The organism is Enterococcus casseliflavus NBRC 100478 (assembly GCF_001544095.1).
GTDB lineage: Bacteria > Bacillota > Bacilli > Lactobacillales > Enterococcaceae > Enterococcus_D > Enterococcus_D casseliflavus.
This window is the reverse complement of the sequence record NZ_BCPT01000002.1, coordinates 34,725-59,626: the sequence shown is the minus strand read 5'-3', so window position 1 is coordinate 59,626 and position 24,902 is coordinate 34,725. Positions and strand designations below refer to the sequence as shown.

The following is a 24,902-nucleotide window of genomic DNA, read 5'->3' as shown; positions in this document are numbered from 1 at the left end:
ATGAAATGACAACGTTACATGAGAAATTACAAGAAACAACGGCATTTATTCAAGAAAGCGGCGTCGGTGAAGTGGAATTTGGGTTGATTTTAGGATCTGGCTTAGGTGAATTAGCCGATGAGATCGAAAACCCAATCGTGTTGCCTTACAACGATATTCCGCATTTTCCTGTTTCGACAGTGGTTGGTCATGCAGGACAATTGGTCTATGGAACATTAGCTGGGAAAAAAGTCTTAGCGATGCAAGGACGATTCCATTATTATGAAGGCCATTCGATGCAGACGGTTACTTACCCCGTCCGTGTGATGGCGGCATTGAAAGCTCACTCTTTAGTCGTGACCAATGCCTGTGGCGGCGTAAACGAAAGCTTCCAGCCGGGAGACTTGATGTTGATCACCGATCAAATCAACTTTATGGGGGACAACCCACTGATTGGTGAAAACGAAGAAGAAATGGGTCCACGTTTCCCAGATATGAGCCAAGCCTACCATTTGCCTTATCGGGAAGCGGCACAAAAAGTTGGTGCATCAAAAGGATTGCACTTAAAAGAAGGCGTCTATATGGGCTTCTCAGGTCCTACGTATGAAACGCCAGCAGAGATCCGCTTTGCTCGGACGATCGGCGCCGATGCTGTCGGTATGTCGACTGTCCCGGAAGTGATCGTTGCTGTTCACAGTGGCTTGAAAGTCTTAGGAGTTTCTTGTATCACAAACTTGGCTGCTGGTATGCAAGCGAGCTTGAATCATGAAGAAGTCGTGGAAACGACGGAACGGGTCAAGGCAGAATTTAAAGCGTTGATCAAAGAAACGTTAGCAGTACTATAAAAAGCAGACCAAAGGAGAAAAACGAATGAGCGTTCATATCGAAGCAAAAGCAGGCGAGATCGCAGACAAAATCTTGTTACCAGGTGATCCACTGCGGGCAAAATATATTGCTGAAACATTTTTAGAAGACCCGATCTGTTACAACAACGTTCGGGGAATGTTGGGCTATACAGGCGTTTATAAGGGTGAGCGGGTCTCTGTCCAAGGAACCGGCATGGGCATGCCTTCAGCGAGTATCTATGCCCATGAATTGATCAACTCTTACGGCGTGAAGAAATTGATTCGGGTCGGTACGTGTGGTGCCATCTCAAAAGATGTCCACGTGCGTGATCTTGTGATTGCCCAAGCGGCAGCAACAAGTTCATCGATGGTAGCAAAAAACTTCCAAAGTTTCCATTTCCCACCAATCGCTGACTTTGCACTGTTGCGTAAAGCCTATGATACAGCGATTGAATCAGGATTTACGACCCACGTCGGCAATATCTTATCTGAAGATACCTTCTACAAAGATGACATGACGGAAACGTTACAGTTGGCAGACCTTGGGGTGATGGGTGTTGAGATGGAAGCCGCAGCCTTATACTATTTAGGGGCGAAATTCCACGTTCAAACTTTAGCGATCTGTACCGTCAGCGACCACATCATCACTGGAGAAGAAACAACGCCAGAAGAAAGACAAACGACATTTAACGACATGATCAAAGTTGGCTTAGAAACAGCGATCGCGTAAAAAAGATACCGCAGGATCGGTGCATGAACGATGCGAAGGCTGCTTGCTTTTGATAGAGCAAGCAGCCAAATCGTATTGGTTTGCATGCAACCGAGAATGTGTTATCTTTTTTTGTTGGCAAAAAGCCACGAAGAAGCGTTGCACTTTTGCCAGAAAATGGTTTAATGAAAAGAAAAGGTGTAAAAAGGAGACGAGACAATGAATAATTTTACGTTTCATGTAACGACGGACATTCGTTTTGGGAAAGACCGTCTGAACGAGCTGCCAGAGGTACTGAATACATTTGGAAAAAACGTCTTGCTAGTCTATGGTGGCGGCAGTATCAAGAAAAACGGTTTGTACGATGCAGTCATGGCGCAATTGACTGCCAACGGCAATCAAGTCACTGAATTGACTGGTGTCGATCCAAATCCACGAATCGAAACCGTTCGTCAAGGAGCCGCTCTTTGTCGTTCAGAAAAGATCGACGTCATTTTAGCTGTTGGCGGCGGTTCTGTAATTGATTGCAGCAAAGTGATCGCTGGGGCGGCTTGCAGTGAGCAAGAGCCTTGGGACTTAGTTCTTTCCAGAAGCTATCAAGGACCAGCGATTCCATTAGTAACGATCTTGACCCTTGCGGCTACTGGCAGTGAAATGAATCGCGGCGCGGTGATCTCTAATCTAGAAACGAAACAAAAACTTGGTGTTCACGGACCCGAATTTTTACCGAAAGTATCTTTTTTAGATCCAACAACGACCTTTAGTGTCAGTCGCTATCAAACGGCTGCCGGTTCAGCGGATATCATGAGCCATCTGATTGAAAATTATTTCAGTAAAACAGAAGGAACAGATGTCCAAGACGGTGTAGCAGAAGGATTGCTAAAAGCAGTCATTAAAAATCTGCCCATCGCATTAAATGACCCCACAGACTATGATGCACGGGCGAATTTGATGTGGGCGAGCACCTTAGCCTTAAATGGTTTGACTGGAAGTGGCAAGGGTGGTGCTTGGTCTTGTCATGCGATGGAGCATGAGTTGAGTGCGTTTTATGACATTACCCATGGCATCGGCTTAGCGATCCTGACCCCACGCTGGATGCTTCATGTGTTGAATGAAGAAACGGCGCCGAAATTTGCGCGGTTTGCTAGAGAAGTCTTTGGTGTCCAAGAAGCAGTGCCAGAATTAGCTGCCCGAATGGGGATTCAAAAACTGTATGATTTTTTTGCTTCTTGCGATATTCCGATGACTTTGCCAGAAGTAGGGATCGCCGATGACACCCATTTTGCTGAAATGGCGGCTCAAGCAGTTCAATTCAGCTCTATTGCAACAAATGCGTATGTACCGCTGCAAGAAGAAGACGTGATTGCAATCTACCAAGATTCCTTGACTCCTTCAACTTATCTTTAATCATAAAAAAGACCGTTCCTGCAACTTGGTTGTCGCGGAGCGGTCTGTTTATTTACCCTTCAGAAGAAAAAGCCAAACGGGCCATTAGCTGATTCGCAATCAAGGCGTGTCCTGCAGGAGTGGGGTGCACCCCGTCATCGCCTGTCAGAGCCTGTGGGGAGCTAGCGACGGCTGCTTCGGCAAACAAGCCATCCAGCGGCAGCAACTGACAATGAAAGGCGGCAGCTAAGCGACGAACGATTTGGATTTTCGGATCAAGATCGATCCGCCAAGTTTGGCGATCTTCAGGATATGGCAAAACAAAAGGTTCCAGCAAGAAAATACGCGTGATCCCCTGTTGGGTCACTTGTTCCAGAATTTGACGGTAGGTTGCCTCAAAGGACGTTGCCGCAGCTTCTGAACCAAAATCGGGACCACCGGCATTGTGCCACGTGTCGTTGATCCCAATCATAAAGACCAAGACGTCAGGCGCTAATTGGAGGCAATCTTCTTGGAGACGGGCTAAGACATCGGCAGCTTTATTGCCGCCGATCCCGCGGTTATAAAAGGTAAAGTCCGCAGTGGGGAATTTCTCTGCCAGCTGATCGGCAACGAGACGGGCAAACCCATGTCCTAAATCGTGGGGATCTTGGCGATCACGATCGCAATCTGTGATGCTGTCACCTAAAAATAAAACGGTATCATTTTTGACTAGTTTCATAATAAGCTCCTTTCGAGTACGCCCTCAATTATAAAAGAGGGGGGAGGAAATGCCAATAAAAAAACTGCCCTTTTTTTAAAAAAGGGCAGCGATAAGCGAGGCTTATAAGTAGTATTTTTTCGCAACAGTCAAATCATCGTTCAATTCATAAACAAGTGGTTGACCAGTTGGGATCTCAAGATCCATGATATCTTCGTCAGAAATACCTTCGATATGTTTTGCTAATGCACGTAGAGAGTTTCCGTGAGCCGCAACTAAGACAGTTTTGTCGTCTTTTAATGCTGGGGCGATTTCATCTTGCCAGAAAGGCAATGCACGTTCTAAAGTAACTTTTAAGTTTTCTCCACCAGGTACGTCGCGAGGGTCAAGCATTGCATAACGACGGTCGTTTGCAGCAGAACCTTCATCTGAAGCTTCCATCAATGGAGGTAAAACATCGTAAGAACGACGCCAGATGTGTACTTGTTCGTCACCGTATTTTTCAGCAGTTTCTTTTTTATTTAAACCTTGTAATTTACCGTAATGACGTTCGTTTAAGCGCCATGATTTGATCGTTGGTACCCAAAGTTGATCAGAATATTCTAAAATGTAATTACAAGTTTTGATGGCACGAGTTAAAACAGATGTGTAAGCAACGTCAAATTCGATGCCTGCTTCTTTGATTTTACGTCCGCCTTCGATTGCTTCTTCGACACCTTCTGGCGCTAGATCAACATCAGCCCAACCGGTAAACTGGTTTAATTTGTTCCATTCGCTTAGTCCATGACGAGAAAATACTAATTTTGGCATGTAAAACTCTCCTTTAGATATTCGATATTTTTCTGAAATTTTCAATTCCGTATTTATTGTACACTCTTTCTCAAAGAATTTCCATGGTTTTGGAGGAAAAGCTGGGGGAAAACGCCATTCTTAAGGAAAAACAAAAGGGGATCATTAAAAAGAGGACCGCTTTTGTTTCATGCTGTTCTAGGGGGAGTCGACAACTATGAACGTAACTTGTTCCATTCTTCTTCGGATAATTTTATGTATTTATAGCATGTACCTACAGAAACACCGCATTTTTCAGAAATATATTGAATCGTTTCTTTTTTCTCGTAGTACAATTGACGGATTTTTTTAATCGTTTTCGGATCGATTTTTGGACGACCGCCAATTTTGCCTTTTTTGCGGGCTTTATTTAAGCCGACCAGCGTGCGCTCTTTGATGAGTGAGCGTTCCATGATCGCAAGTCCTTCCATTAAATTGAAGTAAACCTGTCCCATCGGACCGCGGGTATCGATTTGTTCTGCCAGTGAAACCAGATGAAGCTCTCGCTGTTTTAATAGATCAGTGAGATCGGTCAGCTGTCTGGTGGTTTTCCCTAAACGATGCAGTTCCGTAACGACTAAGGTGTCGCCGGGCTGCATTTGTGCCACCACTGACTCCAATGAATGATTTTCTTCACTTTCTTCCACGCTAAATGTCTCATGGAAAAATTCATGACACCCAAATTCTTCGAGCTTGTTTAATTGTTCACTTGTTGAGTTGTCGGTGATCGTTGAACGAGCATAGCCTATGATTTTCATAAACCCTCCTACCTTTCCCTTTTTATTGAATGTATCATAATTATTTCTTAAATGATAGGGTAATTTGCACAAAAAATAATAAAAATTAAGTCGATTGAAGAAAAAAAACGAAAAAAAGAGAAGCATTATCGCTCCTCTTTTTTGTTTCCTTTATCTAACGTGCTTGGTACTCGGGCCTTCAGGCAATCCGACAATGATCGTATGGACCATATCCAAAAACAGACCGTGTTCAACCACGCCCACTGTAGCATCTAATTCCTGTGCCAACTCAGTAGGAGCGGTGATCGTTTCTAAATGAAGATCGATGATGTAATTGCTGCAATCGGTTTTTAACGGTTCGCCTTCTTCATTCAGACGCAGTTTTGGATGGTAGTTTTTCTTCTCGAACAGACGCAGCAGCTGTTGGCTGCCATAAGGGATCACTTCCACTGGCAACGGGAAGGCACCAAGTGTTTCGACCATTTTCGATGCATCAACGATCCACAAGACTTTCTTGGAGTTAGACGCCACGATCTTTTCGAATAAAAGGGCTGCACCGCCGCCTTTGATGCCATGATAATCCTGGCTGATCTCATCTGCACCGTCGATCGTAAGATCCACAGCGTCCACTTCATCGATGGTGCGAATCGGGATACCTAATCCTTCTGCTTGTTTTTTCGATGCCCAAGAAGTTGGGACACCCGTGATTGATAGACCTTCTTCTTTTACACGTCGACCCAGTTCTTCAATCATGTAGTAGGCTGTTGAGCCAGTGCCCAAGCCAACGACCATGCCATCTTTTACATAACTAGCCGCTTCAATGCCGACCATTTCTTTTAGGTTCATTTTCTTCCCGCCTTTTTTAAATAAATGCTTTGTCTCTATTATATAGGAAGAAGCGCAAAATTTGCGGATTTTTTCGTAACAGATTTCTTTTGAAAAAAGCTTAGGAGGATACTTGACAGGTAAGAATAAGCATGATATTCTATCAAAGGTGCTTTATCTACAGGTCTCTCGTTGGAGACGTGCTGACTGTCTATCAAAGCATAGTTGATATGAATGCAGAGAATGCATTATTTTTTATCGCAAAAAAAGAACCACCTGGATGTGTGGGACTATAAAGCGAATCAAGGAAGGAGGACAACTAGGGATGCCTACAATTAATCAATTAGTACGTAAACCTCGTAAATCCAAGGTTGAAAAATCAAATTCACCAGCATTGAACAAAGGATATAACAGTTTCAAGAAAGCTCAAACGAATGTTAACTCACCTCAAAAGCGTGGGGTAGCTACTCGTGTGGGAACTATGACACCGAAAAAACCGAACTCAGCTCTACGTAAATATGCGCGTGTTCGTTTGTCAAACTTGATTGAAGTGACAGCTTATATTCCAGGTATCGGACACAACTTACAAGAACACAGCGTGGTCTTGTTACGTGGTGGACGTGTAAAAGACTTACCAGGGGTACGTTACCATATCGTTCGTGGTGCATTGGATACTGCCGGTGTTAACGATCGTAAACAATCTCGTTCTAAATATGGTACAAAACGTCCTAAAGCTTAATCTTTAAGACAAACAGATCAAATGAATCTTATTTAAATCAGAACTGATATCTCGGAAGGAGGAGTTACGGATGCCTCGTAAAGGTCCTGTTGCAAAACGTGATGTTTTACCAGATCCTATTTATAACTCAAAATTAGTAACTCGTTTGATCAACCGTGTAATGGTTGATGGTAAACGCGGTGTTGCTGCAAATATTATCTACAATGCTTTTGGCATTATCAAAGAATCTACAGGAAATGATCCATTGGAAGTTTTCGAACAAGCAATGAAAAACATTATGCCTGTATTGGAAGTTAAAGCTCGCCGTGTCGGTGGTTCTAACTACCAAGTACCAGTAGAAGTACGTCCTGAACGTCGTACAACTCTAGGTCTTCGTTGGGTGGTAAACTACGCTCGTTTGCGTGGCGAACACACAATGGAAGAACGTCTTGCAAAAGAAATCATGGATGCAGCAAACAACACTGGTGCTTCTGTGAAAAAACGCGAAGACACACACAAAATGGCGGAAGCCAACCGCGCATTTGCTCACTATCGTTGGTAAGATCCTCACTGCTTTTTATTGGAAGGTACTGAGACAACCTTAGCTTAAGTTAAGTAAGAATGAGAGGGGAACAACCTAGAATGGCAAGAGAATTTTCGCTAGAAAAAACTCGTAATATCGGGATCATGGCCCACGTTGACGCTGGTAAAACAACGACAACTGAACGTATCCTTTATTACACAGGTAAAATCCATAAAATTGGTGAAACACATGAAGGTGCTTCTCAAATGGACTGGATGGAACAAGAACAAGAACGTGGGATCACAATCACTTCTGCTGCGACAACTGCGCAATGGAAAGAAAACCGCGTAAATATCATCGACACACCAGGACACGTGGACTTCACAATCGAAGTGCAACGTTCATTGCGTGTACTTGATGGTGCTGTAACTGTGTTGGACTCACAATCAGGTGTAGAACCTCAAACAGAAACAGTTTGGCGTCAAGCGACAGATTACCGCGTACCGCGTGTTGTATTCTGTAACAAAATGGACAAAATTGGTGCAGACTTCTTATACTCTGTATCAACTTTACATGATCGTTTACAAGCAAATGCTCACCCAATCCAATTACCAATTGGTGCGGAAGATGACTTTACTGGTATTATCGACTTAGTAAAAATGAAAGCTGAAATCTACACAAATGACTTAGGAACTGAAATCCAAGAGACTGAAATTCCTGAAGAATACGTAGAATTAGCTGAAGAATGGCGCGAAAAATTAATTGAAGCTGTTGCTGATACTGATGAAGAACTAATGATGAAATTCTTGGAAGGTGAAGAAATCACTGAAGAAGAATTGAAAGCTGGTATTCGTCAAGCAACATTGACTGTTGACTTTTTCCCTGTTCTTTGCGGATCTGCCTTTAAAAACAAAGGGGTTCAATTGATGTTGGATGCAGTCATCGACTACTTGCCTTCACCACTTGATGTTCCTGCGATTAAAGGGATCAATCCTAAAACAGACGAAGAAACTGATCGTCCGGCTGACGATGAAGCACCATTTGCTTCATTAGCATTTAAAGTAATGACTGACCCATTCGTAGGTCGTTTGACATTCTTCCGTGTGTATTCAGGTATCTTGAACTCTGGATCATACGTATTGAATGCTTCAAAAGGCAAACGCGAACGTATCGGTCGTATCCTACAAATGCACGCCAACACTCGTGCTGAAATCCAAACAGTATACTCAGGCGATATCGCCGCTGCTGTTGGTTTGAAAGACACAACAACTGGGGATACACTATGTGATGAAAAATCACCAGTAATCCTTGAATCAATCGAATTCCCAGAACCAGTTATCGAAGTCGCTGTTGAGCCTAAATCAAAAGCTGACCAAGATAAAATGGGGGTTGCTTTACAAAAACTTGCTGAAGAAGATCCATCATTCCGTGTGGAAACAAACGCTGAAACAGGCGAAACTGTTATCGCTGGTATGGGAGAACTTCACTTGGACGTCTTAGTTGACCGTATGCGTCGCGAATTTAAAGTTGAAGCAAACGTAGGTGCGCCTCAAGTTTCTTATCGTGAAACATTCCGTGCAGCAACACAAGCGGAAGGTAAATTTGTACGTCAGTCTGGTGGTAAAGGTCAATACGGTCACGTATGGGTCGAATTTACACCAAACGAAGAAGGTAAAGGCTTCGAATTCGAAAACGCGATTGTCGGTGGTGTGGTTCCTCGTGAATACATCCCAGCAGTTGAAAAAGGACTTGAAGAATCAATGGCGAACGGTGTCTTAGCCGGTTACCCATTAGTAGACATCAAAGCAAAACTTTATGATGGTTCATACCATGATGTCGATTCAAGTGAAACTGCCTTCCGTGTTGCAGCTTCTATGGCTTTACGTGCTGCAGCGAAGAAAGCAAACCCAGTAATTCTTGAACCAATGATGAAAGTAGTTATCACTGTACCAGAAGATTACTTAGGTGATGTTATGGGTCACGTAACTGCTCGTCGTGGACGCGTAGAAGGAATGGAAGCACACGGTAACTCACAAATCGTGAACGCAATCGTGCCATTAGCTGAAATGTTCGGTTACGCAACAACACTTCGTTCATCAACACAAGGTCGCGGTACGTTCATGATGACATTTGATCACTATGAAGATGTACCTAAATCTGTTCAAGAAGAAATCATCAAGAAAAACGGCGGCAAAGCTGAATAATTGATGGAAGTATAGGAAATTAAGTAAAAAGCTATATTTTTTTCTGAGTTTCGTGTACAATATTATCGATGATAAGGGATGGGGAGCTGCGGCTCCCTACCTATCAAATATAAAAAATAAACTGCATTTTTAGGAGGAACATTTTAAAATGGCAAAAGAAAAATTTGACCGTTCTAAACCCCACGTAAACATTGGTACGATCGGACACGTTGACCATGGTAAAACTACACTTACAGCTGCTATCACAACTGTATTATCTAAAAAAGGTTTGGCTCAAGCTTCAGCTTACGACCAAATCGATGGCGCTCCAGAAGAACGCGAACGCGGAATCACTATCTCAACTGCTCACGTTGAGTACGAAACTGAAGCACGTCACTATGCTCACGTTGACTGCCCAGGACACGCGGACTACGTTAAAAACATGATCACTGGTGCTGCTCAAATGGACGGCGCGATCTTAGTAGTATCTGCTGCTGATGGTCCTATGCCTCAAACACGTGAACACATCTTGTTATCACGTAACGTTGGTGTACCATACATCGTTGTTTTCTTAAACAAAATGGATATGGTTGATGACGAAGAATTACTAGAATTAGTTGAAATGGAAGTTCGTGACTTATTGTCAGAATATGACTTCCCAGGCGACGATGTTCCTGTAATCGCTGGTTCTGCTTTGAAAGCTCTTGAAGGCGATGCTTCATACGAAGAAAAAATCATGGAATTAATGGCTGCAGTTGACGAATACGTTCCAACTCCAGAACGTGACACTGACAAACCATTCATGATGCCAGTCGAAGACGTATTCTCAATCACTGGACGTGGTACTGTTGCTACAGGCCGTGTTGAACGTGGACAAGTTCGCGTTGGTGACGAAGTTGAAATCGTTGGTATTGCTGAAGAAACTGCTAAAACAACTGTAACTGGTGTTGAAATGTTCCGTAAATTGTTAGACTATGCTGAAGCAGGGGATAACATTGGTGCATTGCTACGTGGTGTTGCTCGTGAAGACATCCAACGTGGACAAGTATTGGCTAAAGCTGGTACAATCACACCTCATACAAAATTTAAAGCTGAAGTTTACGTTTTAACAAAAGAAGAAGGTGGACGTCACACACCATTCTTCACTAACTACCGTCCTCAGTTCTACTTCCGTACAACTGACGTAACTGGTGTTGTTGAATTACCAGAAGGAACTGAAATGGTTATGCCTGGTGATAACGTAACAATCGACGTTGAATTGATCCACCCAATCGCTATCGAAGACGGAACTCGTTTCTCAATTCGTGAAGGCGGACGTACTGTTGGTTCAGGCGTTGTAACTTCAATCCAAGCTTAATTTGATTGATCGAGGAGCAAAAGCGTACGCGCTTTTGCTCTTTTTTTGACTCTTGTAGAAAAAAAGCCGCTCTCTTTAGCGTGGATGAATCCGTTACGGTTCATCGAAGCTAAAGAGAGCGGTGCTTTTTATTTTATTAGATTTTGCTTCTTCAAGAAGGCGTCAAATCCTTGGTCAGGACGATTGCTGTAAAAGCCAGCGAATTTTTCTGACCATGGTTTGGTCTCGCGGGCTTCTCCAAAAGCAGTCATCGTTTGATCGTACGCTTCGATCGCCTCATAAGAATAGTCCTGATAATGGTTGTAATGAATGACCGCTTCTTCTGGCAAGCGAGGTTTGACCTTCATTTCTACGATTGGTTTACCGATGCTCAAGCCAGCCACAGGATAGACGTATTCTGGTAAGTGCAACAATTCAGCGATTTTTGCGCTGTCTTTGCGGACACTGCCGGAAATGACGGTGCCTAAGCCTAGTGATTCAGCAGCGATCGCACCAGATTGCAAAGCGATGCTGGCATCAGTGGTGGCGATCAATAATGGCTGATAGCCCTCATCGATTGGATAGGGGGTCTGTTTTTCGTCAGCAACTTTTTTGGTTCGGTTTAAATCAGCTAAGAATAGCAGAAAGAGTGAACTTGCTGCGATATGAGGATTGCCAGGATTCCATTCGACCATTTGTTGGCGGATCTGTGGGTCGTCGATCACTAAGATCGAATAGGCTTGCCCGTTCATCCAGCTAGGTGCTTGACGAGCCGCAGTCAAAATCGCGGTTACTTGCTCTTGGCTCAAGCGGTAGTCAGGGTCAAATTGTCGGTAAGTGCGGTGATTGTGCAAAAGCTCAATGGTTTCGTTCATAGGTTTGCTCCTTTAACTGTTGGGTGATTTTTGTGAATCGTTCTTGAAATCGCGGTAAATCATCTTTGGCTAAGCGGGTATAGTTCAAACGCAAGCCATTCGTATCGTTACTGAAAAGAAACGCAGGTGCTACTAAGCAATGGTTCGCCAAAAAGAGTGACCAATCTTTGCGAGTCAATGTGCGGTGACGCCAAGTCAACCACAGGTAAAGGCCACCTTTCGTCGGCTGCCATTGCCAATCCTCCTGAAATGCCTGCAAGAGTTGGAGTAAGTCTTGCTGACGCTGGGCCATTTCTGCAAGCAGTGTCCGCTGCTGCTGGTGGTAATCAGAGGAGCGTAAGGCGATGGTGGCAAGGACTTGCGGGAAGATCGTGGTATCGATCGCCATCCGTTTTTTCGCTTGGGCAAATTGGTCGGCTAACGCTTCTGGCACCAAAAGCCAGCCGATTTTGATGGATGATCCTAGTAATTTGGAAAGCGAGCCTAAATAAATGACGGTTTCGGGAGCCATGGATTTTAGCTTGGGTGGTACTTTATCAAAAGCCAACTCGCTAAAAACATCGTCTTCTATGATCGGTACTTGGTAGGTCTGGCAAAGGCGGATGATCGCTTGGCGCCGATGGTCACTCATAGTATGACCCGTTGGATTTTGGAAGGTGGGATTCAGATAGACGAATTTGATCTTCTTTTCCTTCAACACTTTTTCCAATGCCGCAGGCCGCATCCCTTCGCTATCTTGCTTGATCCCGATCAGCTGGACATTCATCGTGGAAAACAAGGGGAGAGAGAACAAGAAAGAAGGGTCCTCTGTCGCGATACAATCCCCCGCATGCAATAAGACTTGCATTAGCAAGGTGATTCCTTGTGTCGATCCAGCAGTGATCACTAGTTTTTGTCCGTTGGTGGGCAAATTGAAGGAATCAGCAAGGTGCTGCAATAAGATTTCTTGCAAAGGTTCATAACCCGTCGGTAATACTTTGGTGCTTTCCTTGCGAATCTCTTCCCAGGTAAAGGCAGGAAACGTGAAATCGGGGATCAGATCGGCAGGTAGATCACCTGTGTACAGATCCAGCACATCCTTCTCGGTGCGCAAATGCTGAATCTGTTGAACGTAAGGGTCTTGCTGCAGATAAGGGCTGCTTAAAGACGAGCGCAAATAAGAAAGTGGCGTTTGGCGGTTCCCCCAACGACCTTCCAACACACGAGAGCCGCTGCCTTGTTTTCGTTCGATCCATCCTAAGCTTTTCAATTCATCTAACGCTTTGACGACGGTGGAACGATTGACGCCAAAAGTCTGGGCGAGGCTGCGCTCTGGTGGCAAACGATCCCCAGGTCCATAGATTCCCGCTTGGATCTCTTCGATAAAATGAGTCACGATCTGCTGGTAAATCGGTTGTTTCTTCTGTTTGTCGATACTTGATGAAGCCATCCTGCACCACCTTTTTCAATTGGATGGTTTAAAAATAAGCCAAATGGCTCTTTTCGTCAAGGGGAAGATTGACTATACTTAGCAAAAAGCACAAGGAGATGAGGAAGATGGAAAAAGTAATATCAATTGCCGGGTCTGATTCAACCGGAGGTGCCGGTATCGAAGCAGATTTAAAAACGTTTCAGGAGTATGGTGTCTTTGGTTTTGCCACGATCGCTTCGATCGTCACGATGGATCCACAAGCAGGTTGGAGCCATGAAGTAACGGCAATGGAAACAGCGCTTGTCGAAAAGCAATTGATCTCCGCCTTTGCAGGTGATCCGATGGATGCCCTTAAAACGGGGATGTTAGGCAATGAAGACAATATTGTGCAAGCAGCGAAGATGATTCAAAAACAGCAAGTTAAAAATGTGGTGATCGATCCCGTCATTGCTTGCAAAGGGACTGCAGAAATCTTACAGCCAAAAAGTGTCGATGCCATCATCACGCATTTGTTGCCTTTAGCAGATGTTGTCACCCCTAATTTAGTAGAAGCGGGGATTCTTTCAGGTTTGGGTGATTTGACTAGTGTGGAAGCCATGAAGCAAGCTGCTGAAAAAATCCATCAATTAGGTGCTAAATACGTCGTGATCAAAGGCGGTCATCGCTTGCCAGGAGCAAAAGCCATCGACCTTGTTTATGATGGAGAATCCTTCCTCCTGTTGGAAAGTGACAAAATCGCTACCGATTTTAATCACGGAGCAGGCTGCACCTTTTCAGCAGCGATCGCTGCTGGTCTTGCAAAAGGCAAACCCGTCGTGGAAAGTATTCGCTTAGCAAAAGCTTTTGTCACAGCAGCAATCAAAGAAGGCGTGGTCATCAATCCTTATGTGGGTCATGTGTGGCACGGTGCCTATACCCAAGCCCAAGACCGTATGAAGGAAGAAGCGCCGCAATAGCAGGTTTTCTTCTATATAAATAGGAATTGAAGAAGCACTTAAAAGAAGCGGGCAACGCTTCTTTTTTTGTGTTTCGAAAACAAAAGAAAATTTTCTGAAAGAAATGCAAAAGAATCCCGGTTTTTCCATAAAAAAAGCTTGCAATCAATGTTTATCCGTAATATAATCATAAAGGTGCTGTTTACGTAAATACGTAAGTCACACTGGCAGCAAAGAAATTTTCTGCCGGCTACGAAACGAGAGGTTGCGACACGCCCGGACGCTTTGCCATGGACGAGCGTGACGGAAAATTTTCGTGGAGCTATGTCTACTTTTCAAAATAGGCGAAGGAGGGAAAACAATGGCAAAACAAAAAATTCGTATCCGTTTAAAAGCGTATGAACATCGTATTTTAGATCAATCAGCGGATAAAATCGTAGAAACTGCAAAGAGAACTGGAGCTGGCGTATCTGGTCCAATTCCATTACCAACTGAACGCAGCTTGTACACGATCATCCGTGCGACGCACAAATACAAAGATTCACGCGAACAATTCGAAATGCGTACACACAAACGTCTAATCGACATTGTGAATCCAACACCAAAAACTGTTGATGCTTTAATGAAGCTAGACTTGCCAAGCGGTGTTAATATCGAAATCAAACTATAATAATTAAGATGGAGGTGTAATCATGACCAAAGGAATCTTAGGGAAAAAAGTGGGAATGACTCAAATCTTCACTGAATCTGGCGAATTGATTCCAGTAACTGTAGTAGAAGCTACACCAAACGTAGTGCTACAAGTGAAAACAATCGAAAATGACGGCTACGAAGCAATTCAAGTCGGCTACCAAGATATGCGTGAAGTTTTGTCTAACAAACCTGCGAAAGGTCATGTTGCAAAAGCAAACACGGCTCCTAAGCGCTTCATTCGCGAATTCAAGAATGTAGAGCTAGAGGGCTTAGAAGTAGGATCAGAAATCAAAGTTGATATTTTTGAAGCAGGAGACATCATCGATGTAACCGGCACTTCGAAAGGTAAAGGATTCCAAGGCGTTATCAAACGTCACGGACAAAGCCGCGGACCAATGGCTCACGGTTCTCGTTACCACCGTCGTCCTGGATCAATGGGTCCAGTTGCACCTAACCGTGTATTCAAAAACAAACGTCTTGCTGGACGTATGGGCGGAAATCGCATCACGATCCAAAACTTGGAAATCGTACGCGTGGACGCAGAACGCAACGTTATCTTGATCAAAGGTAATGTACCTGGCGCGAAAAAATCATTGATTACAATCAAATCAGCTGTGAAAGCTAAATAAGTAGATAGGAAGAAAGGAGGAACTAAGGAATGCCGAATGTAGCATTATTCAAACAAGATGGAAGCCAAAATGGCGAAATTACATTGAACGAAGAAATCTTCGGAATCGAACCAAATGAATCAGTTGTCTATGATGCAATCATCATGCAACGCGCTTCATTAAGACAAGGAACACACGCTGTGAAAAACCGCAGTGCCGTTCGTGGCGGTGGCCGTAAACCATGGCGCCAAAAAGGAACTGGACGTGCCCGTCAAGGTTCAATCCGTTCACCACAATGGCGTGGAGGTGGCGTAGTCTTCGGACCAACACCACGTTCATACAGCTACAAACTTCCTAAAAAAGTTCGTCGCTTAGCAATGAAATCTGTATTGTCAGAAAAAGTTGCTTCAAATAACTTGGTAGCAGTAGAAGGATTAAGCTTTGATGCTCCAAAAACAAAAGAATTCAAACAAGTTTTAGCTAACTTGACAATTGACTCTAAAGTATTGGTAGTTTTAGAATCTGAAAACGACTTTGCCGCTTTATCTGCGCGCAACTTGCCAAAAGTTTCTGTAGTTACTGCTGATAACATTAGTGTTTTAGACATCGTTTCTAACGACAAAATGTTAGTGACACAAACTGCTCTTACTCAGATCGAGGAGGTGCTTGCATAATGAACTTACTAGACGTTATTAAACGCCCAGTGATCACTGAAAAATCAATGCTTGCCATGGATGACAAGAAATACACTTTTGAAGTGGACACAAAAGCTAACAAAACTTTAGTAAAACAAGCTGTAGAAGCTGCCTTTGACGGAGTGAAAGTGGCAAACGTGAACATCATCAACGTTCGTCCAAAATTCAAACGCATGGGTAAATATGCAGGATATACAAAAAAACGTCGCAAAGCTGTTGTGACTTTAACTGAAGATTCTAAAGAAATCCAAATTTTCGAAGCTGCTGAATAAGCAACTCACGCATAAACTTTACATGGGAGGGAAAAAGACGTGGCGATTAAAAAGTACAAACCTACCACGAACGGCCGTCGTAATATGACAAGTTCTGATTTCGCTGAAATCACAACTTCAACACCAGAAAAAACATTGTTAGCTCCTTTGAAAAACAATGCTGGTCGTAACAACAACGGACGTATCACGGTTCGTCATCAAGGTGGCGGTCACAAACGTCAATACCGTTTGATCGATTTCAAACGTAACAAAGACAACGTCGTTGCTACGGTTAAAACGATTGAATATGATCCAAACCGTTCTGCTAACATTGCGTTAGTACATTACGAGGATGGAGTAAAAGCATACATCTTAGCACCTAAAGGATTAGAAGTTGGCATGACTGTCGTTTCTGGTCCAGATGCAGATATTAAAGTAGGGAATGCATTACCACTAGAAAACATTCCAGTCGGTACTGTTATCCACAACATCGAAATGAAACCTGGTAAAGGTGGACAATTGATTCGTTCAGCTGGAACAAGTGCTCAAGTACTTGGTAAAGAAGGCAAATACGTATTGATCCGCTTGAACTCTGGTGAAGTACGGATGATCTTAGCATCATGTCGTGCAACAATCGGTTCTGTTGGTAATGAACAACACGAATTGATCAACATCGGTAAAGCCGGTCGTTCTCGTTGGATGCGCAAACGCCCAACTGTACGTGGTAGCGTAATGAACCCTAATGATCACCCACACGGTGGTGGTGAAGGTAAAGCACCAATCGGACGTAAAGCACCAGTTTCTCCTTGGGGACAACCTGCACTTGGTTACAAAACACGTAACAAAAAAGCAAAATCAGACAAACTTATCGTTCGTCGTCGTAAAACTAAGTAATATACTTGACCGTGTGTCGCACATTTTGAGAGGAGGTACACCATGGGTCGTAGTTTGAAAAAAGGACCTTTTGTCGATGACCATTTGATGAAAAAGGTCGAAGCACAAGAAGGCGCTGAAAAGAAAAAAGTGATCAAAACTTGGTCACGTCGTTCTACAATTTTCCCTAATTTTATCGGATTTACAATTGCTGTGTATGATGGACGGAAACATGTACCAGTTTACATCCAAGAAGACATGGTAGGACACAAATTAGGTGAATTTGCACCAACAAGAACTTATCGCGGACATGCTGCCGATGATAAGAAAACAAGACGCTAATTTTGAGGGGAGGATATCCAAAAATGGCAGAACAAATCACATCAGCGAAAGCAACTGCTAAAACAGTCCGCGTTTCTCCTCGTAAATCTCGTCTAGTTATTGACTTAATCAGAGGGAAAAGCGTTGCTGAAGCAATCGCGATCTTAAAGTTCACACCAAACAAAGCAGCTGGAATCATCGAGAAAGTCTTGATGTCAGCTATTGCCAATGCAGAAAATAATTTTGACTTAGATGTTGAAAACTTGATTGTTTCTGAAGCATTCGTAAACGAAGGACCAACGATGAAACGTTTCCGTCCACGTGCGAAAGGTTCAGCTTCACCGATCAACAAACGTACAAGTCATATTACTGTAGTCGTATCAGAAAAATAAGGAGGGACAATCAGTGGGTCAAAAAGTACATCCAATTGGAATGCGTGTAGGCATCATCCGTGACTGGGATGCTAAATGGTATGCTGAAAAAGAGTATGCTGAATTTCTACATGAAGATTTGAAAATCCGTAAATTTATCGCATCTAAACTTGCTGATGCCGCTGTGTCTACAGTTGAGATCGAGCGTGCAGCAAACCGCGTGAATATTTCAATCCACACAGCTAAACCAGGTATGGTTATCGGTAAAGGCGGATCTGAAGTCGAAAACCTAAGAAAAGAATTAAATAGCCTAACTGGCAAACGAGTTCACATCAACATCGTTGAAATCAAAAAACCAGATTTAGATGCTAAATTAGTAGGCGAAGGAATCGCACGTCAATTAGAAAACCGTGTTGCTTTCCGTCGTGCTCAAAAACAAGCGATCCAACGCACAATGCGTTCTGGCGCTAAAGGAATCAAAACACAAGTTTCTGGCCGTCTAAATGGTGCGGATATCGCTCGTTCAGAAGGTTACTCAGAAGGAACCGTTCCACTTCATACATTACGTGCGGACATTGATTACGCATGGGAAGAAGCAGATACAACATACGGAAAACTAGGAGTTAAAGTGTGGATTTATCGTGGAGAAGTTCTTCCAACTAAAAAGAACACTGAGAAAGGAGGGAAATAAACATGTTAGTACCTAAACGTGTAAAACACCGTCGTGAGTTCCGCGGAAAAATGCGTGGCGAAGCGAAAGGCGGAAAAGAAGTAGCATTCGGTGAATACGGCTTACAAGCTGTTGAATCACACTGGATCACAAACCGTCAAATCGAAGCTGCCCGTATCGCAATGACTCGTTATATGAAACGTGGCGGGAAAGTATGGATCAAAATTTTCCCTCACAAATCTTATACTGCCAAAGCTATCGGGGTACGTATGGGTTCTGGTAAAGGGGCTCCTGAAGGATGGGTATCACCAGTTAAACGTGGTAAAATCATGTTTGAAATTGCCGGTGTACCTGAAGAAGTTGCGCGCGAAGCGCTACGTCTTGCTTCTCACAAATTACCAGTGAAAACGAAGATCGTAAAACGTGAGGAAATGGGTGGTGAATCGAATGAAGGTTAAAGAAATCAGAGAATTAACCACTGCCGAAATGCTAGATCAAGAAAAACAATTGAAAGAAGAATTGTTCAATCTTAGATTCCAATTAGCAACAGGTCAATTAGAAAACACTGCACGTATCAAAGAAGTACGTAAATCGATTGCACGCATTAAAACAGTATTGCGTGAACAAGCTAAGTAATAGTGGAAGGAGGCCATTTAGCGTATGACTGAAGAAAGAAATCAACGCAAAGTTTACCAAGGTCGCGTGGTATCAGACAAAATGGATAAAACTATCACTGTTGTCGTTGAAACAAAGAAAAACCACCCTATCTACGGCAAACGTCTGAACTATTCTAAGAAATACAAAGCACACGATGAAAACAACGAAGCAAAAGTTGGCGATATCGTGAAAATTATGGAAACTCGTCCATTATCAGCTACGAAACGTTTCCGTCTAGTAGAGATTGTTGAAAAGGCAGTGATTATCTAATCACACGAGATTTTCCTATATAGATTGTGAATTGCAAAATCTGAAAGGAGGATACACATCGTGATCCAAGCAGAAAGCCGATTAAGAGTGGCGGACAACTCAGGTGCCCGTGAAATTCTAACGATCAAAGTCCTTGGCGGATCTGGTCGTAAAACTGCCAATATTGGTGACGTGATTGTTGCTACGGTTAAACAAGCAACGCCAGGTGGGGTTGTCAAAAAAGGTGACGTCGTTAAAGCCGTTATCGTTCGTACTAAATCAGGAGCTCGTCGTACAGACGGTTCATACATCAAATTCGATGAAAATGCTGCGGTTATTATCCGTGACGATAAGAGCCCTCGTGGAACTCGTATCTTTGGCCCAGTTGCCCGCGAATTGCGTGAAGGCAACTTTATGAAGATCGTTTCCCTAGCACCAGAAGTATTGTAATAGTGATTCTTATCTAAAGGAGGTGCGAAACAAACATGTTTGTTAAAAAAGGCGATAAAGTTAAAGTTATCACTGGTAAAGACAAAAACAAAGAAGGCGTTGTGCTAGCAGCGTTTCCTAAAAAAGACAAAGTCGTTGTTGAAGGTGTCAATGTTGTCAAAAAACACCAAAAACCTTCTCAAACTGCTCCTCAAGGCGGAATCGTTGAAATGGAAGCACCAATTCATGTTTCTAACGTGATGGTGGTTGATCCATCGAACGGTGAAGCTACGCGTGTCGGTTACAAAGAAGTTGACGGCAAAAAAGTCCGCGTTTCTAAGAAAACCGGAGAAGTTCTTGATAAATAATCTGATGAAGGAAGGAGGGGCTAACAGATGAACCGCCTTAAAGAAAAATATTCAAAAGAAGTTGTCCCATCATTAATGGACAAATTTAACTACAGCTCAATCATGGAAGCACCAAAAGTTGATAAAATCGTTATCAACATGGGTGTCGGTGACGCTGTTTCTAATGCTAAAAACTTAGACAAAGCTGTTGAAGAATTACAATTGATCTCAGGTCAAAAACCATTGATCACAAAAGCGAAAAAATCTATCGCAGGATTCCGTTTACGTGAAGGAATGCCAATCGGTGCGAAAGTAACACTACGCGGCGAAAGAATGTATGAATTCTTAGATAAACTAGTAAGTGTGTCATTGCCACGTGTCCGTGACTTCCACGGTGTGAGCAAAAAAGCGTTCGACGGACGCGGAAACTACACTTTAGGTATCAAAGAACAATTGATTTTCCCTGAAGTAGATTATGATTTGATCGACAAAGTACGTGGTATGGATATCGTGATTGTAACAACAGCAAACACAGATGAAGAATCTCGTGAATTGTTGACACAATTAGGCATGCCATTCCAAAAATAAAAAAAGGAGGCGAACTACGTGGCTAAAAAATCAATGATTGCTAAAAACAAACGCCCTGCTAAATTCTCAACGCAAGAATACACTCGTTGTGAACGTTGCGGACGTCCACATTCAGTTTATCGTAAATTTCATCTTTGCCGTATTTGCTTCCGCGAACTTGCCTATAAAGGACAAATTCCCGGCGTGAAGAAAGCTAGCTGGTAAACTATACTCGCATAAAGGAGGTAAATTATCCCATGGTCATGACAGATCCAATTGCAGATTTTCTAACGCGCGTGCGTAACGCAAACATGGTTAAACACGAAAGCCTAGAAGTACCTGCTTCAAAAATCAAACGTGATATCGCTGAAATCTTGAAACGTGAAGGTTTCGTCCGCGATGTTGAATACATTGAAGATGACAAACAAGGCGTGATCCGCGTATTTCTTAAATACGGTAAAAACGGTGAACGTGTTATCACAAACTTAAAACGTATCTCTAAACCAGGCTTGCGTGCTTATGTCAAAGCTGACGAAGTACCAAAAGTATTGAATGGTCTAGGAATCGCGATTATCTCAACTTCTGACGGTGTAATCACTGACAAAGAAGCTAGAGCAAAAAATGTTGGCGGCGAAGTAGTCGCTTATGTATGGTAATTTAAAATATTCCACAAGGAGGTGCCTCTAAGTGAGTCGTATCGGTAATAAGATCGTCGTTCTTCCTGCTGGTGTTGAAATCAAGCAAAACGGAAACGACATTACAGTTAAAGGACCTAAAGGTGAATTAACACGTACTTTCTCTTCTGATATCACAATGAATATCGAAGGAAACGAAGTAACATTCACTCGTCCAAATGATAGTAAAGAAATGAAAACTATCCACGGAACTACCCGTGCAAACTTCAACAACATGGTTGTTGGTGTTTCTGAAGGTTTCCAAAAAGCGTTAGAATTAATCGGGGTTGGGTACCGTGCTCAATTACAAGGGAAAAAACTTGTGTTGAACGTTGGTTACTCTCATCCAGTTGAAATCGAAGCGCCAGCTGGAATCGAAATCGAAGTTCCTTCAAACACTTCTGTGATCGTTAAAGGATCAGATAAAGAAGTCGTTGGCGAATTGGCTGCCAATATCCGTGGCGTTCGTCCTCCAGAACCTTACAAAGGCAAAGGAATTCGTTATGTTGGCGAATTTGTACGCCGTAAAGAAGGTAAAACTGGTAAATAGTCGTAATTCTTTACGACTAGCAGCTTAGGCTAGCAAAATTAAAAGAGGTGACAAATTGTGATTACAAAACCAGATAAAAACAAGACACGTCAGAAAAGACATCGTCGTGTACGTAACAAAATCTCTGGTACTGCTGAGTGCCCACGCTTAAACGTGTTCCGTTCGAACAAAAACATCTACGCACAAGTAATTGATGACGTAGCGGGTGTGACGCTAGCAAGTGCCTCTGCCTTAGACAAAGAAGTTTCAGGTGCAACAAAAACTGAACAAGCACAAGCTGTCGGTAAATTAGTCGCAGAACGTGCAGCAGCAAAAGGTATTAAAGTAGTAGTCTTTGACCGTGGTGGATACCTTTACCATGGCCGTGTAGCAGCTTTAGCTGAAGCAGCTCGCGAAAATGGACTGGAATTTTAAGAGAAGGAGGAACACCATTCATGGTTTATATTGATCCAAAACATTTGGAATTAGAAGACCGCGTTGTTGCGATCAACCGTGTAACTAAAGTTGTTAAAGGTGGACGTCGTCTACGTTTTGCTGCATTAGTTGTTGTCGGTGACAAAAACGGACACGTAGGTTTCGGTACTGGTAAAGCACAAGAAGTACCAGAAGCAATCCGTAAAGCAATCGAAGACGCGAAGAAAAACTTGGTGGAAGTACCAATGGTTGGTTCTACAATCCCTCACGAAGTTATCGGTGTATTCGGCGGCGGACGCATCCTTATGAAACCTGCTGTAGAAGGTTCTGGGGTAGCTGCTGGTGGACCAGTTCGTGCCGTATTGGAATTAGCTGGGGTAGCTGATATCACATCTAAATCTTTAGGTTCTAACACACCAATCAACGTTGTTCGCGCAACAGTTGAAGGTTTAAAACAATTAAAACGCGCTGAAGAAGTGGCAGCACTTCGCGGCAAATCAGTAGAAGAATTAATCGGTTAAGGAGGACACTATAATGGCTGAATTGAAAATTACTTTAAAACGCAGTATTATCGGACGTCCCCAAAACCAACGTGATACTGTTAAAGCGTTAGGTCTTACAAAGTTGAATTCAACAGTTGTAAAACCTGCTAATGATGCAATCAAAGGCATGGTTAACACTGTTTCTCACTTAGTGGACGTTGAAGAGGTCTAAGGATCAGCAGATCTAGTTTGATTAAGGAGGTGCCAAACCTATGAAACTTCATGAATTAAAACCATCAGAAGGCTCACGCCAAGTACGTAACCGTGTCGGTCGAGGAACTTCATCTGGTAACGGTAAAACAGCTGGACGTGGACAAAAAGGTCAAAAAGCTCGTTCAGGCGGCGGAGTACGTCTAGGATTCGAAGGTGGACAAACACCATTGTTCCGTCGTTTACCAAAACGTGGCTTTACAAATGTGAACCGCAAAGAATATGCAGTCATCAATCTTGATGTCTTGAACCGCTTTGAAGACGGTGCTGAAGTAACACCTGTTGCTTTACACGAAGCTGGAATCGTCAAAGACGAAAAAGCTGGAATCAAAGTATTAGCTAATGGAGAATTAACGAAGAAATTGACTGTGAAAGCAGCTAAATTCTCAAAAGCAGCTGAAGAAGCAATCGTTGCTGCTGGTGGATCAATCGAGGTGATCTAATGATCAGACTATTGAAGGATGCCTTTAAGGTTAAGGATATTAGATCCAGAATATTGTTCACCGTCTTAATCTTGTTTGTCTTTCGTCTGGGAACACATATTACTGTGCCAGGCGTAGACGCAAGTCGCCTAAACACCATCGCAGATCTACCATTTTTAAACATGTTAAACTTGGTAAGTGGTGGCGCCATGCAACAATTTTCGATTTTCTCGATGGGGGTTTCGCCTTACATCACTGCCTCAATTGTTATTCAGTTGTTGCAGATGGATATCGTCCCTAAATTTGTTGAATGGTCGAAGCAAGGTGAAGTGGGTCGTAAGAAACTAAATCAGGCAACACGTTACTTGACGTTGGTATTGGGCTTTGTCCAATCCATGACATTAACGGCTGGATTTAACTATTACACTCAACTCGGGTTTGTAAACAATCCTAATATGGCAACCTATATCGTGATCGGTCTGATTTTAACAGCCGGAACGATGTTAGTCACTTGGTTAGGAGAGCAGATCACCGAGCGTGGTATCGGAAACGGTGTGTCAATGATCATCTTTGCAGGAATCATTTCACGCTTACCAGCAAGCATCAAAGAATTGATTGAAGATTACTTCATTAACGTGGATCAATCGGATATCTGGCTAAATGCTATCTTTATGGCGCTGCTTGTGATCGCTGTGTTGATCGTCATTACTTTAGTAACGTATGTTCAACAAGCAGAACGCAAGATTCCGATCCAATATACAAAACGGGTAGCAGGAGCGCCTACCAGCAGTTACCTTCCTTTGAAAGTAAATGCTGCCGGGGTTATCCCAGTTATCTTTGCCAGTTCTTTTATTACAACACCAAATGCGATCATTCAAGCATTAGGTAGTTCATATAGAGGAGAAACTTGGTACGAAGTGGTGCAAACGATCTTTAGTTATAACACTGTACCGGGTGCGATCATCTATACTGTCTTGATCGTTGCGTTTACTTTCTTCTACGCATTTGTTCAAGTAAACCCTGAGAAATTAGCGGAAAACTTGCAAAAACAAGGAAGTTACATTCCGAGTGTGCGTCCTGGTAAAGGAACCGAAGAATATGTATCACGTTTGTTGATGCGATTAAGCACGGTTGGATCGATCTTTTTAGGATTGGTTGCTTTACTTCCAATCATCGCTCAGATGGCTTGGAATCTACCGCAATCGATCGGTCTAGGTGGAACGAGTCTATTGATCATTATCGGTGTGGCACTTGATACTGCCAAGCAGTTAGAAGGGCTTATGCTGAAACGGAAATATACTGGTTTCATCAATTAAAGTTATTGAAGTGTTGAGGATTTCCTCAACACTATTCAAAAACTTACAGGAGG

36 protein-coding genes are annotated in these 24,902 nt (G+C 43.0%); 30 read left to right on the top strand and 6 right to left on the bottom strand.

The annotated features are described in order from the left end of the window. Positions 1–5: 5 nt before the first annotated feature. From ECA1_RS02150 to ECA1_RS02140, 3 genes are all read left to right on the top strand, one after another. Positions 6–824 (top strand): purine-nucleoside phosphorylase, encoded by an 819-nt coding sequence (locus ECA1_RS02150; RefSeq protein ID WP_005226849.1) that lies wholly within the window; start codon positions 6–8, stop codon positions 822–824. Positions 825–849: 25 nt separating this feature from the next. Further along, positions 850–1,554, top strand: coding sequence for a purine-nucleoside phosphorylase (deoD, locus tag ECA1_RS02145; RefSeq protein WP_005226852.1), 705 nt, complete (start codon positions 850–852; stop codon positions 1,552–1,554). Between the two features lie 198 nt (positions 1,555–1,752). Continuing rightward, positions 1,753–2,940 carry an iron-containing alcohol dehydrogenase gene (locus tag ECA1_RS02140; RefSeq protein WP_010748609.1) on the top strand — a complete coding sequence of 396 codons (1,188 nt, stop codon included), beginning with the start codon at positions 1,753–1,755 and terminating at the stop codon, positions 2,938–2,940. A 52-nt stretch (positions 2,941–2,992) separates the two neighbouring features. Here the strand turns inward: ECA1_RS02140 and ECA1_RS02135 are convergent, their stop codons facing one another. The 4 genes from ECA1_RS02135 to rpiA form a co-directional block, all read right to left on the bottom strand. Next, on the bottom strand, positions 2,993–3,640 hold the full coding sequence (locus ECA1_RS02135; RefSeq protein WP_060791597.1) for an SGNH/GDSL hydrolase family protein: 648 nt from the start codon (positions 3,638–3,640) through the stop codon (positions 2,993–2,995). 102 nt (positions 3,641–3,742) lie between these two features. Continuing rightward, complete coding sequence (gene gpmA, locus ECA1_RS02130) at positions 3,743–4,429, bottom strand: 2,3-diphosphoglycerate-dependent phosphoglycerate mutase (protein ID WP_005226871.1); 687 nt, start codon at positions 4,427–4,429, stop codon at positions 3,743–3,745. Positions 4,430–4,623: 194 nt separating this feature from the next. Beyond that, positions 4,624–5,205 (bottom strand): recombinase family protein, encoded by a 582-nt coding sequence (locus tag ECA1_RS02125; RefSeq protein WP_005226873.1) that lies wholly within the window; start codon positions 5,203–5,205, stop codon positions 4,624–4,626. Positions 5,206–5,355: 150 nt separating this feature from the next. Continuing rightward, a complete protein-coding gene (rpiA, locus tag ECA1_RS02120) occupies positions 5,356–6,030 on the bottom strand; it encodes a ribose-5-phosphate isomerase RpiA (RefSeq protein WP_060791596.1) in 675 nt (224 codons plus the stop codon). Positions 6,031–6,334: 304 nt separating this feature from the next. On the opposite strand from rpiA, the gene rpsL reads away from it, so the two are divergent. The 4 genes from rpsL to tuf all read left to right on the top strand — a co-directional run bounded on the left by rpsL (position 6,335) and on the right by tuf (position 10,790). Next, positions 6,335–6,748: a 30S ribosomal protein S12 gene (rpsL, locus tag ECA1_RS02115; RefSeq protein ID WP_003127956.1), complete on the top strand. Its 414-nt coding sequence runs from the start codon at positions 6,335–6,337 to the stop codon at positions 6,746–6,748. A 70-nt stretch (positions 6,749–6,818) separates the two neighbouring features. Continuing rightward, entirely contained in the window at positions 6,819–7,289 is a 471-nt protein-coding gene (gene rpsG / locus ECA1_RS02110; protein WP_003127957.1) for a 30S ribosomal protein S7, read from the top strand. 80 nt (positions 7,290–7,369) lie between these two features. Then, positions 7,370–9,454, top strand: a complete 2,085-nt coding sequence (gene fusA / locus ECA1_RS02105) for an elongation factor G (RefSeq protein WP_060791595.1) — start codon at positions 7,370–7,372, stop codon at positions 9,452–9,454. A gap of 148 nt (positions 9,455–9,602) precedes the next feature. After that, a complete protein-coding gene (tuf, locus tag ECA1_RS02100) occupies positions 9,603–10,790 on the top strand; it encodes an elongation factor Tu (protein WP_005226902.1) in 1,188 nt (395 codons plus the stop codon). Between the two features lie 128 nt (positions 10,791–10,918). On the opposite strand, the gene ECA1_RS02095 is transcribed toward tuf, so the two are convergent. Both ECA1_RS02095 and ECA1_RS02090 read right to left on the bottom strand, forming a co-directional pair. Further along, positions 10,919–11,644: a nitroreductase family protein gene (locus ECA1_RS02095; protein WP_015508810.1), complete on the bottom strand. Its 726-nt coding sequence runs from the start codon at positions 11,642–11,644 to the stop codon at positions 10,919–10,921. Beyond that, positions 11,628–13,073 (bottom strand): aminotransferase-like domain-containing protein, encoded by a 1,446-nt coding sequence (locus ECA1_RS02090; RefSeq protein WP_060791594.1) that lies wholly within the window; start codon positions 13,071–13,073, stop codon positions 11,628–11,630. Before ECA1_RS02090 ends, ECA1_RS02095 begins: the two co-directional genes overlap by 17 nt. Positions 13,074–13,180: 107 nt before the next feature. Between ECA1_RS02090 and thiD the strand changes: the two genes are divergently transcribed. The 23 genes from thiD to secY all read left to right on the top strand — a co-directional run bounded on the left by thiD (position 13,181) and on the right by secY (position 24,849). Continuing rightward, a complete protein-coding gene (gene thiD, locus ECA1_RS02085; protein WP_060791593.1) occupies positions 13,181–14,011 on the top strand; it encodes a bifunctional hydroxymethylpyrimidine kinase/phosphomethylpyrimidine kinase in 831 nt (276 codons plus the stop codon). A gap of 340 nt (positions 14,012–14,351) precedes the next feature. Beyond that, positions 14,352–14,660 carry a 30S ribosomal protein S10 gene (rpsJ, locus tag ECA1_RS02080; protein ID WP_003127966.1) on the top strand — a complete coding sequence of 103 codons (309 nt, stop codon included), beginning with the start codon at positions 14,352–14,354 and terminating at the stop codon, positions 14,658–14,660. A gap of 22 nt (positions 14,661–14,682) precedes the next feature. Next, a complete protein-coding gene (rplC, locus tag ECA1_RS02075; protein ID WP_003127967.1) occupies positions 14,683–15,312 on the top strand; it encodes a 50S ribosomal protein L3 in 630 nt (209 codons plus the stop codon). Between the two features lie 29 nt (positions 15,313–15,341). Next, the gene (gene rplD, locus ECA1_RS02070) at positions 15,342–15,965 is read left to right on the top strand and encodes a 50S ribosomal protein L4 (RefSeq protein WP_005226910.1); all 624 of its coding nucleotides are present in this window, start codon (positions 15,342–15,344) and stop codon (positions 15,963–15,965) included. Continuing rightward, positions 15,965–16,258 (top strand): 50S ribosomal protein L23, encoded by a 294-nt coding sequence (locus ECA1_RS02065; RefSeq protein ID WP_005226911.1) that lies wholly within the window; start codon positions 15,965–15,967, stop codon positions 16,256–16,258. The genes rplD and ECA1_RS02065 overlap by 1 nt, the downstream gene beginning before the upstream one ends. Positions 16,259–16,297: 39 nt before the next feature. Further along, positions 16,298–17,131, top strand: coding sequence for a 50S ribosomal protein L2 (gene rplB, locus ECA1_RS02060; RefSeq protein ID WP_005226912.1), 834 nt, complete (start codon positions 16,298–16,300; stop codon positions 17,129–17,131). Between the two features lie 42 nt (positions 17,132–17,173). Further along, entirely contained in the window at positions 17,174–17,452 is a 279-nt protein-coding gene (gene rpsS, locus ECA1_RS02055) for a 30S ribosomal protein S19 (RefSeq protein WP_005226914.1), read from the top strand. 23 nt (positions 17,453–17,475) lie between these two features. After that, positions 17,476–17,823 carry a 50S ribosomal protein L22 gene (gene rplV / locus ECA1_RS02050; RefSeq protein WP_003127973.1) on the top strand — a complete coding sequence of 116 codons (348 nt, stop codon included), beginning with the start codon at positions 17,476–17,478 and terminating at the stop codon, positions 17,821–17,823. A 13-nt stretch (positions 17,824–17,836) separates the two neighbouring features. Next, positions 17,837–18,493, top strand: coding sequence for a 30S ribosomal protein S3 (rpsC, locus tag ECA1_RS02045; protein ID WP_005226916.1), 657 nt, complete (start codon positions 17,837–17,839; stop codon positions 18,491–18,493). Between the two features lie 2 nt (positions 18,494–18,495). Then, positions 18,496–18,930, top strand: coding sequence for a 50S ribosomal protein L16 (rplP, locus tag ECA1_RS02040; protein ID WP_005226918.1), 435 nt, complete (start codon positions 18,496–18,498; stop codon positions 18,928–18,930). Continuing rightward, positions 18,920–19,108 carry a 50S ribosomal protein L29 gene (rpmC, locus tag ECA1_RS02035; protein ID WP_002288664.1) on the top strand — a complete coding sequence of 63 codons (189 nt, stop codon included), beginning with the start codon at positions 18,920–18,922 and terminating at the stop codon, positions 19,106–19,108. The genes rplP and rpmC overlap by 11 nt, the downstream gene beginning before the upstream one ends. 24 nt (positions 19,109–19,132) lie before the next feature. Continuing rightward, positions 19,133–19,399 carry a 30S ribosomal protein S17 gene (gene rpsQ / locus ECA1_RS02030; RefSeq protein WP_003128005.1) on the top strand — a complete coding sequence of 89 codons (267 nt, stop codon included), beginning with the start codon at positions 19,133–19,135 and terminating at the stop codon, positions 19,397–19,399. A 60-nt stretch (positions 19,400–19,459) separates the two neighbouring features. Then, on the top strand, positions 19,460–19,828 hold the full coding sequence (rplN, locus tag ECA1_RS02025; protein ID WP_003128006.1) for a 50S ribosomal protein L14: 369 nt from the start codon (positions 19,460–19,462) through the stop codon (positions 19,826–19,828). A 35-nt stretch (positions 19,829–19,863) separates the two neighbouring features. Beyond that, entirely contained in the window at positions 19,864–20,175 is a 312-nt protein-coding gene (gene rplX / locus ECA1_RS02020; RefSeq protein WP_003128007.1) for a 50S ribosomal protein L24, read from the top strand. A gap of 27 nt (positions 20,176–20,202) precedes the next feature. After that, complete coding sequence (gene rplE / locus ECA1_RS02015) at positions 20,203–20,742, top strand: 50S ribosomal protein L5 (protein ID WP_005227088.1); 540 nt, start codon at positions 20,203–20,205, stop codon at positions 20,740–20,742. 18 nt (positions 20,743–20,760) lie between these two features. Continuing rightward, positions 20,761–20,946, top strand: a complete 186-nt coding sequence (locus ECA1_RS16840) for a type Z 30S ribosomal protein S14 (protein ID WP_003128010.1) — start codon at positions 20,761–20,763, stop codon at positions 20,944–20,946. Between the two features lie 32 nt (positions 20,947–20,978). Continuing rightward, a complete protein-coding gene (rpsH, locus tag ECA1_RS02010; protein WP_005227093.1) occupies positions 20,979–21,377 on the top strand; it encodes a 30S ribosomal protein S8 in 399 nt (132 codons plus the stop codon). 31 nt (positions 21,378–21,408) lie between these two features. Further along, positions 21,409–21,945, top strand: coding sequence for a 50S ribosomal protein L6 (gene rplF / locus ECA1_RS02005; protein ID WP_005227095.1), 537 nt, complete (start codon positions 21,409–21,411; stop codon positions 21,943–21,945). 57 nt (positions 21,946–22,002) lie between these two features. Continuing rightward, positions 22,003–22,359, top strand: coding sequence for a 50S ribosomal protein L18 (gene rplR / locus ECA1_RS02000; protein WP_005227097.1), 357 nt, complete (start codon positions 22,003–22,005; stop codon positions 22,357–22,359). A gap of 20 nt (positions 22,360–22,379) precedes the next feature. Then, positions 22,380–22,880 (top strand): 30S ribosomal protein S5, encoded by a 501-nt coding sequence (gene rpsE, locus ECA1_RS01995; RefSeq protein ID WP_003128014.1) that lies wholly within the window; start codon positions 22,380–22,382, stop codon positions 22,878–22,880. Positions 22,881–22,893: 13 nt separating this feature from the next. Continuing rightward, positions 22,894–23,073, top strand: coding sequence for a 50S ribosomal protein L30 (gene rpmD / locus ECA1_RS01990; RefSeq protein ID WP_003128015.1), 180 nt, complete (start codon positions 22,894–22,896; stop codon positions 23,071–23,073). Positions 23,074–23,113: 40 nt separating this feature from the next. Beyond that, a complete protein-coding gene (gene rplO / locus ECA1_RS01985; protein ID WP_003128016.1) occupies positions 23,114–23,554 on the top strand; it encodes a 50S ribosomal protein L15 in 441 nt (146 codons plus the stop codon). Continuing rightward, entirely contained in the window at positions 23,554–24,849 is a 1,296-nt protein-coding gene (gene secY, locus ECA1_RS01980) for a preprotein translocase subunit SecY (RefSeq protein WP_005227099.1), read from the top strand. The genes rplO and secY overlap by 1 nt, the downstream gene beginning before the upstream one ends. Positions 24,850–24,902: the final 53 nt, after the last annotated feature.